This is a genomic window from Cryobacterium sp. AP27 (assembly GCF_056680495.1).
The window spans coordinates 1429978-1442426 of sequence record NZ_CM155285.1; the positions used below are offsets into that span (position 1 = coordinate 1429978).

At 65.5% G+C, this 12449-nt stretch carries 12 protein-coding genes and 1 tRNA gene; 7 read left to right on the plus strand and 6 right to left on the minus strand.

The features are described 5' to 3' along the window. Positions 1-6: 6 nt before the first annotated feature. Positions 7-708, minus strand: coding sequence for an ANTAR domain-containing protein (locus tag AC1MB9_RS06735; protein WP_479964260.1), 702 nt, complete (start codon positions 706-708; stop codon positions 7-9). A 172-nt stretch (positions 709-880) separates the two neighbouring features. Between AC1MB9_RS06735 and AC1MB9_RS06740 the strand changes: the two genes are divergently transcribed. Further along, a complete protein-coding gene (locus AC1MB9_RS06740; RefSeq protein ID WP_479964261.1) occupies positions 881-1003 on the plus strand; it encodes a hypothetical protein in 123 nt (40 codons plus the stop codon). A 2-nt stretch (positions 1004-1005) separates the two neighbouring features. Here the strand turns inward: AC1MB9_RS06740 and AC1MB9_RS06745 are convergent. Together AC1MB9_RS06745 and AC1MB9_RS06750 are read right to left on the minus strand one after the other, a co-directional pair. Continuing rightward, positions 1006-1078: transfer RNA gene (locus AC1MB9_RS06745), tRNA-Val, on the minus strand. A 67-nt stretch (positions 1079-1145) separates the two neighbouring features. Then, positions 1146-1613: a peroxiredoxin gene (locus tag AC1MB9_RS06750; RefSeq protein WP_479964262.1), complete on the minus strand. Its 468-nt coding sequence runs from the start codon at positions 1611-1613 to the stop codon at positions 1146-1148. Between the two features lie 230 nt (positions 1614-1843). Here AC1MB9_RS06750 and aceE point away from each other — a divergent pair, with 230 nt between their 5' ends. The 6 genes from aceE to AC1MB9_RS06780 all read left to right on the plus strand — a co-directional run bounded on the left by aceE (position 1844) and on the right by AC1MB9_RS06780 (position 9563). Beyond that, positions 1844-4570, plus strand: coding sequence for a pyruvate dehydrogenase (acetyl-transferring), homodimeric type (aceE, locus tag AC1MB9_RS06755; protein ID WP_479964263.1), 2727 nt, complete (start codon positions 1844-1846; stop codon positions 4568-4570). Between the two features lie 6 nt (positions 4571-4576). Beyond that, positions 4577-5782, plus strand: a complete 1206-nt coding sequence (locus AC1MB9_RS06760; RefSeq protein WP_479964264.1) for a PucR family transcriptional regulator — start codon at positions 4577-4579, stop codon at positions 5780-5782. Positions 5783-5874: 92 nt separating this feature from the next. Further along, positions 5875-6795 (plus strand): ACP S-malonyltransferase, encoded by a 921-nt coding sequence (locus AC1MB9_RS06765; protein WP_479964265.1) that lies wholly within the window; start codon positions 5875-5877, stop codon positions 6793-6795. A gap of 37 nt (positions 6796-6832) precedes the next feature. Then, complete coding sequence (locus AC1MB9_RS06770; protein ID WP_479964266.1) at positions 6833-7837, plus strand: beta-ketoacyl-ACP synthase III; 1005 nt, start codon at positions 6833-6835, stop codon at positions 7835-7837. 95 nt (positions 7838-7932) lie between these two features. Continuing rightward, the gene (locus AC1MB9_RS06775; protein ID WP_134171507.1) at positions 7933-8181 is read left to right on the plus strand and encodes an acyl carrier protein; all 249 of its coding nucleotides are present in this window, start codon (positions 7933-7935) and stop codon (positions 8179-8181) included. A 146-nt stretch (positions 8182-8327) separates the two neighbouring features. After that, positions 8328-9563 carry a beta-ketoacyl-[acyl-carrier-protein] synthase family protein gene (locus tag AC1MB9_RS06780; protein WP_479964267.1) on the plus strand — a complete coding sequence of 412 codons (1236 nt, stop codon included), beginning with the start codon at positions 8328-8330 and terminating at the stop codon, positions 9561-9563. On the opposite strand, the gene AC1MB9_RS06785 is transcribed toward AC1MB9_RS06780, so the two are convergent. From AC1MB9_RS06785 to AC1MB9_RS06795, 3 genes are all read right to left on the minus strand, one after another. After that, on the minus strand, positions 9560-9973 hold the full coding sequence (locus AC1MB9_RS06785) for an ankyrin repeat domain-containing protein (protein WP_479964268.1): 414 nt from the start codon (positions 9971-9973) through the stop codon (positions 9560-9562). The genes AC1MB9_RS06780 and AC1MB9_RS06785 overlap by 4 nt on opposite strands. 57 nt (positions 9974-10030) lie before the next feature. Next, positions 10031-10552, minus strand: a complete 522-nt coding sequence (locus AC1MB9_RS06790; RefSeq protein WP_479964269.1) for a DUF3145 domain-containing protein — start codon at positions 10550-10552, stop codon at positions 10031-10033. A gap of 178 nt (positions 10553-10730) precedes the next feature. Further along, complete coding sequence (locus tag AC1MB9_RS06795) at positions 10731-12422, minus strand: bifunctional 3'-5' exonuclease/DNA polymerase (protein ID WP_479964270.1); 1692 nt, start codon at positions 12420-12422, stop codon at positions 10731-10733. Between the last annotated feature and the right edge of the window lie 27 nt (positions 12423-12449).

The window sequence follows — 12449 nt, forward strand, 5'->3', positions numbered from 1 at the left end:
CCAATCTTACGAATCCAGCATCGACGAGAGGTCCAGCCGCCGTGCCACAACATCGGCGGCGACTTCGCGAACCGTACGACCGTTCGAAAAGGCGTGACCGTGAATAATCAGCAGCGCATCCGCCGCTGACAGGTTGAGCTGAGCGAGAACCATCCCCGTCGCCTGGTGCACGACGCGTCGAGAGTAGCTCTCATTATCCCCTGCGCCCGCCTTAAGTGTCTGTGCAGTCAATGCGCGGCGCAACACCTGTCGGGCAACGATACTTGCGAGCATCCCCGCGTCGATCTTCTCGGGCTCGGTCAGGGTGCCCGGAATCCACGTATACAACCCGACCGCGCCGATCATCAGAGTGCCCAGCATGAGCGGGAACGCGCTGACGCCGCGCACGCCGTCGGTGTCCATGGCTTTGAGGAGTGCCGGCCACACCGCAACCGCCGGGGACTGCAGATCATGCACCGAGACGGGGGCTCTCAGGCGGAGGGAGGCCCACCCCGGTCCCTCGCCGAGATCGAACTGCATCTCGTCAAAGCGGGCGGCCCGCGGGTCGCTCGCGCACACGGTCTCGGATCCGAATGCAGAGCCGAACGTCGAGACGACGGCACAGTCGGCGGAGATGACGCTCAGGAACGGCGCACACAGACTGGTCTTCCGTTCGTGGGCCTCGGTGAGTTCCGCGACGGCCTGTCCGAACGCCTGCCTACTCGCCATGGTGCCTGCTGGGCATCGCGCCTCACGATTTCATGACGTTGCCGGCGCTACCTGCCGGGTGTGTTGTGGTATTACATTCGGACCGCAGGTAACTCTAGTCGAGGCCCACGCATTCGTTGCGCCACGCCGCCTGGGTCGTGAAATTCCCGCGCCCTGCCGGACATGCCCCGGTATGACTGCTGTGACCGACACGGAGCGCGAGCAGCGGATGCGTACGCTCGTCGCGCTCGTCGCCGAGCCGTGCGCTGCTTCCCGCCTCGCCGACGTGGCCGACCGCGTTGATCGGGATTTATAGTGTGGGCCCTACCGGGCTCGAACCGATGACATCCACGGTGTAAACGTGGCGCTCTACCAACTGAGCTAAAGGCCCCTGCGGCGCGTGTTACCCACGAGCAGGATGTTTCTACTCTACCTGCTCCGGGACGCCGTGTTTGCCGCTAGGCGGGCTGAACCTCGCCGAGGGCAGCCCGGTATGCGTCCAGGGAACGCGCTTCCCCGGGCGCCGTGATGAAGCTGGCGCGGATGATTCCGCTCTGATCGATAAGGAAGGTCGCCCGGTTGGCGAAGCCCTTGGCCTCGAGAAAGACTCCATATTCCTTGGCCACGCCGCCATGAGGCCAGAAGTCGGCCAACAGATTGAACGAGTACCCCTCCTGCTCACCCCAGACGCGCAGGGCGTGCTTCGAATCGACGGATATTCCGATGAGTTCGACGGCGCTGTCGGAGAAGAGCGCGAGGTTGTCCCGCAGTTCGCAAAGCTCGCCGCTGCAAATGCCGGAGAAGGCGAGCGGAAAGAAGACCAGGGCCACAGATTTCGAACCACGGAACTGGCTCAGCTGCACGTGCTGACCGAATTGATTGACCAATTCGAAGTCCGGTGCCTGGGTGTCATTCTCCAGAGCCATAGTGCGCTTCCTTTCCGCCGCGAGGGTTCGCGTTACAACAGTCCATCAGCCTAACCCCGCGAGTGTCTCGCACACAGAGCGCGGAGAGAATCTGTAGGCTTGCGGGGTGCCGATGGTCATAATCTGACCCGTCCTCTGCTGGCACGCCTAATTAGACACGACCTGCCGACAGCCCGGCCGAATTCGCGCTGTGTAGTCGGTGCCGTGTGAAGAACAGAGAGAGGTCGACTGTGACGGTCAACGACCAGGACCCGTACTCGACGAACAACGCCGATTCCGATCCGGATGAAACGATGGAGTGGTCTGAATCGCTGGATTCACTTGTTGCCGCGCATGGCCACGAGCGCGCCCGTGAAATCATGCTCAGCCTGCTGAAGCGCTCGAAAGAACTTCACCTCAACGTTCCGATGGTCCCCACAACCGACTACATGAACACCATCGCCCCGGAGAACGAACCGGATTTTCCGGGCGACGAAGACATTGAGCGTCGCTACCGGGCCTGGATCCGCTGGAACGCTGCGGTCCTCGTGCACCGCGCCCAGCGCCCCGGAATCGCCGTCGGCGGCCACATCTCGACCTACGCGTCGTCCGCCGCACTGTACGAGATCGGCTTCAACCACTTCTTCCGCGGCCAGGACCACCCGGGTGGCGGAGACCAGATCTTCATCCAGGGCCACGCCTCCCCCGGCACCTATGCCCGCGCGTACCTTGAGGGCCGCCTGAGCACGGACCAGCTCGACGGATTCCGGCAGGAGAAGTCTCACGGGCCGAACGGCATCTCCTCGTACCCGCACCCCCGGTTGATGCCTGACTTCTGGCAGTTCCCGACCGTATCGATGGGCCTCGGCCCGATCAACGCCATCTACCAGGCGCAGACGAACCGCTACCTCACGAACCGTGGCATCAAGGATGCCAGCGACCAGCAGGTCTGGGCGTTCCTCGGTGACGGCGAGATGGACGAGGTCGAAAGCCGCGGCCAGCTGCAGGTCGCCGCGAACGAGGGCCTCGACAACCTGAACTTCATCGTGAACTGCAACCTCCAGCGCCTCGACGGCCCTGTTCGAGGCAACGGCAAGATCATCCAGGAGCTGGAGAGCTTCTTCCGCGGCGCCGGATGGAACGTCATCAAGGTTGTCTGGGGCCGCGAGTGGGACGACCTGCTCAAGCGCGACACCGAGGGCGCCCTGCTCAACCTGATGAACATCACCGCCGACGGCGATTACCAGACGTACAAGGCCGAGAGCGGCGCCTACGTGCGCGAGCACTTCTTCGGCCGCGACCCGCGAGCCCTGAAGCTGGTCGAGGGGTACACCGATGACGAGGTCTGGAACCTCAAGCGCGGTGGCCACGACTACCGCAAGGTCTACGCCGCGTTCAAGGCGGCGTCAGAGCACAAGGGCCAGCCCACCGTCATCCTGGCGAAGACGATCAAGGGCTACGGCCTCGGTCCGAGCTTCGAGGGCCGCAACGCGACCCACCAGATGAAGAAGATGACCCTCGAGAACCTGAAGACGTTCCGCGACAGCATGCATGTGCCGATCACGGACGCTCAGCTTGAGGAAAACCCGTACCTGCCGCCGTACTACTCGCCCGGCGAGAATGACGAGGCCATCCAGTACATGCACGAGCGCCGGCGCGCGCTCGGCGGCTACCTGCCCGAACGCCGCACGAAGCACACCAAGCTCAATCTCCCGAACGATAAGACGTATGCCATCGCCAAGAAGGGTTCCGGAACCCAGGAAATCGCAACGACCATGTCGTTCGTGCGCCTGCTCAAGGAACTGCTGCGGTCGCCCGACTTCGGAAACCGCATCGTTCCGATCATTCCCGACGAGGCCCGCACGTTCGGCATCGACGCGTTCTTCCCGAACGCCAAGATCTACAACCCCAACGGCCAGCACTACACGTCCGTTGACCACGCCCAGCTGCTCGCCTACAAGGAGAGCCCGCAGGGCCAGATCCTTCACGTCGGGATCAACGAGGCCGGAGCGGCCGCCGCATTCACCAACGTGGGAACGTCGTATTCCACCCAAGGCGAGCCCCTCATCCCGGTCTACGTCTTCTACTCCATGTTCGGCTTCCAGCGCACCGGGGACGCTTTCTGGGCCGCCGGCGACATGATGGCCCGCGGCTTCATCATCGGCGCCACCGCTGGACGCACAACGCTCACCGGCGAAGGCCTGCAGCACGCTGACGGCCACTCCCCCCTGCTCGCCTCCACGAACCCGGCGGTCGTGTCCTACGATCCCGCGTACGGCTACGAGATCGGGCACATCGTTCGCGACGGCCTCGAGCGCATGTACGGCGGCGAGCACACCGACCCGAACGTCATGTACTACATCACGGTGTACAACGAGCCGGCCGTGCAGCCGGTCGAGCCGGAAGGCGTGGACGTCGAGGGCATTCTGCGCGGAATCCACCGTGTCAGCGAATCTTCGACGACCGGCCCGAAGGCCCAGCTGCTCGCATCGGGAGTCGCCGTGCCGTGGGCACTCGAGGCACAACAGCTCCTCGCCGATGACTGGGGCGTTTCGGCCGATGTCTGGTCTGTCACGTCGTGGAACGAATTGCGCCGCGACGGCCTGGCCGTGGAGGAACACAACTTCCTCAACCCGGATGCCGAACAGCGCACGCCATACGTCACGTCGAAGCTCGCCGAAGCCGGCGGACCGTTCATTGCGGTGTCCGACTTCATGCACGCCGTTCCCGACCAGATCCGGCAGTTCGTCCCGGGCGACTTCGCGACGCTCGGAGCCGACAGCTTCGGCTTCTCGGACACTCGACCGGCCGCGCGACGCTTCTTCAAGATCGACAGCCCGTCGATGGTGGTGCGCGCCCTCGAGCTGCTGGCTCGCCGTGGTGAGATCGACCGGAGCGTGGTCGGCCAGGCTATCGAGAAATATCAGCTGCACGATGTGACGGCCGGAACCACCGGCTCTGCCGGGGGCGAGAGCTAAACAACCGTGGCACCGGCGCCCAAAACAAAAGAGCAGACCCTCAACTGGCTTCGAACGATTTCGGGTGAATTGTCCACGGCGACGCTCAAGCGTCTCGAGGACACGCTGCCCTGGTATGGCGATATGCCACCAGGGCGGCGGTCGGCCGTGGGCCTCGTCGCCCAGGCCGGGATCACATCCTTCATCTCCTGGTTTGAGGACCCGCGCTCCACTCCGTGGATCGCGGCCGACGTTTTTGGCGCCGCCCCACGGGAGCTTCTTCGCTCGGTCAGCCTGCAGCAGACGCTGCAGCTGATCCGGGTGACCGTGGAAGTTGTTGAAGAACGCGTCAAGGATGGCGGGGAGCTGCTCCGCGAAGCGATCCTGCTGTACTCGCGTGAAATCGCCTTCGGGTCCGCGGATGTCTACGCCAGGGCGGCGGAGGCCAGAGGCTTGTGGGATGCGCGTCTGGAAGCCCTGGTCGTTGACTCTATTCTCAGCGGGGAATACGACGACGAGTTGCCGAGCCGGATCGCGGCACTCGGCTGGCACGGGCACGGTGAAGTCTGCGTTCTGGTCGGCACCACGCCGAAGATGCTCGACGTCGATCAGTTGCGCCGGTCAGCGCGGCACATGGCCGCCGACGTCCTCATCGGCGTGCAGGGGAACCGTCTCGTCCTGGTCATCGGTCGGGCCCGCCCCACCCCGGTGGAGCAGGATGAGCCCGTCGGCACCGCGGCTGCGCTGACCTTCATGGAGATCGCCGTGCAGCTGGAGCCGAGTTTCGGTTCGGGTCACCTCGTGCTCGGCCACGAGGTTCCCAATCTGGTCGACGCGTCCAAGAGTGCCAAGGCCGCCCTGGCCGGGTTCGCCGTCGCCCGATCGTGGCGCAACGCTCCGCGTCCGGTGCGAGCCGACGATCTGCTCCCCGAGCGGTCCTTGGCCGGGGATCCCCTGGCCAGGGCGACGCTCATCCATCGCATTTATCGTCCCCTCCAGGCTCACTCCACCGAGCTTCTGACCACCCTGTGGTGCTACCTCGACAACGGCCGTTCCCTGGAGGCGACCGCCCGCGAACTCTTCGTACACCCGAATACGGTGCGATACCGCCTCAAGCGGGTGTCGGAGGTCATCGGGTACGATGCGACCGGGGCCCGCGAAGCCCTGATATTGCAGGCGGCGCTCATTCTGGGATCCATCAGCGACCACGACGGCTCCTCTCGCCGCCGCTAATCTGCACGTTTTGCGGTATCACACAAAGGTTTCTTGAATTCTTCATACGATATGCACGCTCGTCGTCGACTCGAGATTGGAAGACTAAATAGGTGATTGTTGTCGTCTGCCCAGGTCAGGGCTCCCAAACCCCCGGTTTCCTCACGCCGTGGCTGTCCCTTCCCGGTTTCGAGGCCGATCTGGAGGCGATGTCGGCCGCGGTGGGCCTCGACCTGCTCGAGCACGGCACGACCAGCACGGCGGATGTGATTCGCGACACCGCCGTCGCCCAGCCGCTCATCGTCGCGGCGGGACTGCTCACGCTGAAGGCACTTCTGGCCGACGGTCGGCGCGACCGCATCTCGGGCATCGCCGGGCACTCGGTCGGTGAAATCACCGCCGCCGCAGGGGCCGGCATCCTCAGCTCCACCGATGCGCTCCGCTTCGTTCGCGAACGAGGGCTCGCCATGGCGTCAGCGGCGGCACTCGAACCGACCGGGATGAGCGCCGTCATCGGCGCCAACGAGGATGAGCTGCTTGCTCTTCTCGCCACGCTGGACCTCGAACCGGCAAACTTCAACGGAGGTGGGCAAATCGTGGTGGCGGGGGCACTCCCCGCACTCGCCACGCTGTCGGACGCTCCGCCGACCCGGGCCCGGGTCATACCGTTGCAGGTCGCCGGCGCCTTCCACACCCGCTACATGGGTCCGGCACGCAACCATCTCGCCGACGTCGCCCAGACGCTGTCCACGAACGCGCCGACGATCCCCGTCTGGTCCAATAATGACGGGGGCCGGGTCACCGACGGTGCCAGGTTTGTGGAGTTGCTCGTGGGCCAGGTGTCCTCGCCCGTGCGGTGGGATCGGTGCATGGAGTCCTTCGCCGCCGCCGGCGTCACCGGCATCATTGAGCTCGCACCGGCCGGAGCCCTGACCGGGCTCGCAAAACGCGGGCTCAAGGGGGTTCCCAGCGTCGCCATCAAGACACCGGACGACCTCCCCGCCGCATTCGACCTTATCGATCAGCAGTCATGAACCGCGCTGCATGCAGCCGCGAGTTAGAGAGAGATGAATGAGTAAGCCAACGCTTCAGCAGTCCCACGGACCGAAGTACACCCGCATCCTCTCCGTCGGTGCCGCGCGCGGCGATCGCGTCGTCGCCAACGATGAACTCGTTGAGGCCATCGATTCGTCTGACGAGTGGATTCAGCAGCGCACCGGAATCATCACGCGCACTCGAGCCAGCCAGAACATCGACACGGTTGACCTGGCCACGGATGCCGCCCGCGAAGCGATCGAGCGCAGCGGCATCGACCCTGCCCTGATCGACGCTGTCATCGTGGCGACGATCAGCAACGGGCGTCAGACCCCGTCCGTGTCGGCCATTGTCGCGGACCGGGTCGGCGCCAACCCCGCCGCCGCCTACGACGTCAACGCGGCGTGCGCCGGCTATGCGTATGCAATTGCCCAGGCCGACGCACTGATCCGCGCCGGAGCGGCGCAGTATGCCCTCGTCATCGGTGCGGAAAAGCTCTCGGACCTCGTCGATCCCACGGACCGGAGCATCTCCTTCCTTCTCGGCGACGGTGCCGGCGCCGTCGTCATCGGCCCGAGCGACTTCGCGGGGATCTCCACCACGGTGTGGGGATCCGACGGGTCCAAGGCCGACACGATTTCCACCAACGCCACGCTCCAGGAATACCGTCGTGGTGAGGCGGAATGGCCGACGCTCCGTCAGGAAGGTCAGACCGTCTTCCGCTGGGCCGTGTGGGACATGGCGAAGGTCGCGAAGAAGGCCCTCAAGGTTGCCGGCATCACCAGCGACCAGCTCGACGCCTTCATCCCGCATCAGGCAAACATGCGCATCATCGACGAGTTCGCCAAGCAGCTCAAGTTGCCGGCGTCCGTTGTGATCGCTCGCGACGTGGCCACCACGGGAAACACCTCGTCGGCATCGATCCCACTGGCCACGCACCGGCTGCTGGAAGAACACCCGGAACTCAGCGGTGGCCTCGCCCTACAGATCGGTTTCGGCGCCGGTCTCGTCTTCGGCGCCCAGGTCGTCGTGCTGCCGTAGGCCACGCCGCCCGGCCGCCGCTGCGCGGCTCCCGCTCGCTACCCCTCTAAACTAGGTCTCGGTCAACCGAGTCAACCCCCCAAGGAGAAAACATTATGGCATTGTCTACCGAAGAAGTTCTGGCCGGCCTGGCCGAGCTCATCAACGACGAGACCGGAATCGCAACCGACACGGTTGAGCTCGGCAAGTCGTTCACCGATGACCTGGACATCGATTCCATCTCGATGATGACCATCGTCGTCAACGCAGAAGAAAAATTCGATGTGAAGATCCCCGACGAAGAGGTCAAGAACCTCAAGTCTGTCGGCGACGCTGTCGACTTCATTGTGAAGGCACAGGACTAGAACACCAGCCTGCGAACAGGCCGGCCGACACTCGTCGACCGGCCTGCTCACCGGGTTGTGACATGGTGCGCATCGCGATCGATCGCTTTCCCGCACCCGTGAATCACCTCCGGCCCTCAAGTTTGTCGTTCATGGAGAGTTGACTTATGACCAAGAAAATCGTTATCACCGGCATCGGTGCAACCACGCCGCTCGGCGGCAACGCGTCAGATACCTGGACGGCACTGCTGGCCGGAGAATCGGGCGCCACCCCCCTCGATCACGGCTGGGTCGCCGACACCAAGATCCCCGTCACCTTCGCCGCTCAGGCAAGAGTGCACCCAAGCACGGTTCTTGAGCGCTTTGAAGTCAAACGCCTGGACCCGTCGAGCCAGTTCGCGTTGATCACCGGCCGCGAGGCCTGGGCAGACGCCGGCTCCCCCGAGGTTGAGCCCGACCGTGTCGCTGTGGATTGGGCGACCGGGATCGGCGGCGTCTGGACCCTGCTCGACGCGTGGGACACCCTGCGTGAACGTGGCCCGCGGCGCGTCCTGCCCATGACCGTCCCGATGCTCATGCCGAACGGCCCCGGAGCCGCCATCGGCATGGATCTCCATGCCCGAGCCGGCATCACAACCGTGGTCTCCGCGTGCGCGTCGAGCACCGAGGCTCTCGTCAACGCCTACAACCGGCTCCAGGCCGGACTGGCCGACGTCGTCATTGCCGGCGGCTCGGAAGCGGCCATTCACCCGTTGCCGATCGCGGCCTTTGCCGCGATGCACGCGCTCTCCACCCGCAACGACGCCCCGGCCACCGCAAGCCGCCCCTACGACCTGTCCCGCGACGGTTTCGTGCTGGGAGAGGGCGCCGCGGCCCTGATCGTCGAAACCGAGGAGCACGCCAAGGCGCGCGGCGCACACATCTACGCCGAGCTCGTCGGCGGTGCGGTGAACAGCGATGCGTACCACATCACCGCTCCGGACCCGGAAGGATCCGCCGCCGCTCGCGCCATGACCACAACGGTCGAGCGGGCCGGAGCGCAGCTGTCGGATGTATCCCACATCAATGCCCACGCCACCAGCACCCCCGTCGGCGACATCGCCGAGTACAAGGCGCTTCGTCGTGTCTTCGGCGACCTGCTCGACGGCATTCCCGTCTCCGCCACGAAGGCGTCCACCGGACATCTTCTGGGCGGTGCCGGGGCGCTGGAAGCGTTCTTCACCGTTCAGGCTCTGGCAGAGCGCACGGCTCCCCCCACGATCAACCTCGTGGATCAGGACCCGGAGATTCCGCTTGACGTCGTGACCACGCCGCGCACGTTGCCGGCCGGGGACCTGCTCGCCCTGAGCAACTCCTTCGGTTTCGGTGGCCACAACGCCGTCGTGGCCTTCCGGTCCGTTTAGGCTGTCGACGCGGAATTGAGCAGTTGCTCCATCTCCGCCAGCCGGAACTGGCGCGCTACGGCACGGGCCGGATGCGCGCCCAGTTCCGGGTCGGCGCCCGCCGTCAGCAAAGCCAGGGCGATAGGAGCGTTGTTGCGAAAGACGGCCGCGACGAGAGCGGTCTGGCCGTTGTCGTTCACCCGGGCGGTATCGGCTCCGAGCCGCAGCAACGCCGTCAGCGTGTCGCCATGCTGGTGGTACGCCGCCAGGATCAGCAGGCTGTCGCCCCGAGCGTTCGTCAGGTCGACGGGGACTCCCTGCTCAATCAGCGCGGTGAGTCGGTCGGTGTGGCCGTCGCGGGCCAGATCGAAGACGGTCTCGGCGAACGCGAGGGCGTCATCGGTCAGAGCGGGCACTTCTTCTGCAGTCATGTATCAAGGGTAGCCGGACCGGCGCGCTCGAACCGCGCAGGCCGCGCCCTCCTCCGATCAGCCGACCTTGTGCAGCCAGACGACGGAATTCGTGTCGCTGGCGTGACGGAACGGCTCCAGTTCGTCGTCCCACGCCTGCCCCAGGGCCAGGCGCAGTTCCCGATGCAGTTCTAGCACATTTGATCCAGCCACCTCCATCGCGTATCGGAGTCGGTCCTCGGAGATGACCAGGTTGCCGACGGTGTCGGTCTGGGCATAGAAGATGCCCAAGTCAGGCGTGTTCAGCCAGCGACCGCCGTCGGTCCCGAGACCGGCGTCTTCGGTGACCTCGAATCGAAGGTGCTCCCACCCGCGCAGCGCAGATGCGAGCGCTGCCCCGGTGCCCCGGTCGCCCTCCCAATAATATTCGGCGCGCTGGGCACCCTTGAGCACGGGCTGGTCGGCCCAGTCAAAGTTCACAGCCTCTCCGAGGGCCCGACCTGCGGCCCATTCAACGTGTGGGCACAGCGCGCGCGGTGAGGAGTGCACGTAAAGCACACCCCGCGCGGTCGGAGCCCGACGGGTTTGTGTAGCAGTCATCTTTTCTCTCCGTTCGTGTGAGGGGCGTCTTCCCCAACGACCTCTGAACGGAACTGCACGACACTGCTGCCGTTAGCTGAATTATGCCCCACCGATCCGACAAACCACAAGACCGCGCCCGGGTCCGTGGAGCAGACCATCCCGGCTCATCGTGCACTGTTGCGGCGGCGTCCTGCCGCTACTTCGCATCGGCGTACGTGTCGACCGTCGCGACCGTGAGCATGAAGTCAACGGGGAAGGTGCCGAAGAGGAGACGCCCCGCCGTTGCTGCGGCCTCCTGAACCACCGCGGCGACCTGTTCGGCGAGGGCGCGTGGTGTGTGCACGATGATCTCGTCATGCAGGAAGAACACCAGGTGAGGCGCGCGGTCGAACCCGGCGTCGGTATCGTGCAGCAGCCACAGTTGCTTGCGCACCTCGGCCATCCAGCACAACGCCCACTCCGCGGCGCTTCCCTGCACCACAAAGTTGCGGGTGAATCGGCCCCAGTCCCGCGCCTGGGCCCTGGCTCGTCGCTCATCCGAACTCGTGGCGCCCGGATCGTAGGCCTGCGCCTGGGCGTCGTGCCAGGACTGCGCCGGTATGGGTGAGGAGCGACCGAGGCGCGTCGTGACGATTTCGCCCCGCTCCCCCGCTCGGGCCGCGGATTCGGTGAGGCCGATCGCGCGAGGGTACGCTCTGGCGAGGCTCGGGAGCAGGCGCCCGCTCTCTCCTGTTGTCGCCCCGTACATGGCGCCGAGCATGGCCACCTTGGCGTGATCGCGGGAGTCGACGACGCCGCTGGCGACGATGCCGGCATACAGGTCGGTGTCCCGGCCCGCATCCGCCATGGCGAGATCCCCGGACAGCGCCGCGAGAATCCTCGGTTCCAGCTGGGCGGCATCGGCCACGACGAAGGTCCAGCCCTCGTCCGCGACCACCGCGCCGCGAATCTGTTTGGGCAGCTGGAGGGCGCCCCCGCCACGCGCGGCCCATCGCCCGGTGACGACACCTCCGGGTACGTACTCCGGATGGAATCGCCCGTTGACGATCCAGGTGTCCATCCAGGTCCAGCCGTTGGCGCTCAGGAGTCGGTAGAGCTTCTTGTACCGCAGGAGCGGTTCGATCACGGGGTGCTCCAGCTCCTGCAGCGCCCAGGCTCGGGTTGAGGTGACGGGCAGTCCCCCGCGCTGCAGCGCCTTGAGCATGTCGGTCGGCGAGTCCGGGTTGAGTTGCGCATCGTTGAGATGGATGCGGATCACTCCGGCCAGCTCTTCGAGGCGGTCCGGGCGCACACCGTAGGCGACCCGCGGTCCAAGCTCGGATGTCAGCAGCCGCTCGTGCAGGTCTGTTCGCCACGGCAGCCCGGCCCGCGTCATCTCCGCAGCGATCAGGGCACCCGCTGACTCGGCGGCGAGCAGCAGGCGAAGGCGTCCCGGGTCGCGCGACTCGGCCACGGCGGCCAGCTGGCTGCGAAGTTCGTCAAGGGAGCGCTTCTCGATCGAGTCGCCTGGTGGGACCGTTTCGTCGAAATCGAACAGGGTCGCCCCGAGGTCGATCCGCTCGGTGTCACGCGGCTGTGCGCCGTCCCATGCGTCCGGTGCGCGGCGGGCCAGGTCGCTGTCGACGCTCAGCGCGGAATTGCGGAGAATGACGTGACACAGGCGCAAATCGTGGCATCGGTGCACACGAACTCCGCGCTCGAGCAGCAGCGGATACACAGCGGAGGTGTCCGCCCACACCCATCGCGGCGCCCCGGGTTCCACGCGCGAGACATACGCCAGGAACTCGCTCGTTGACAGCGACCTGGAGGGCGCGGTTTGGAGACCCGACCGGTCGCAGGAAACGATGACAAAGTCATCCGTACCGGATTGACTGACCACTTCATACACACGTCAATTCTGCCCTTGTCTGATACC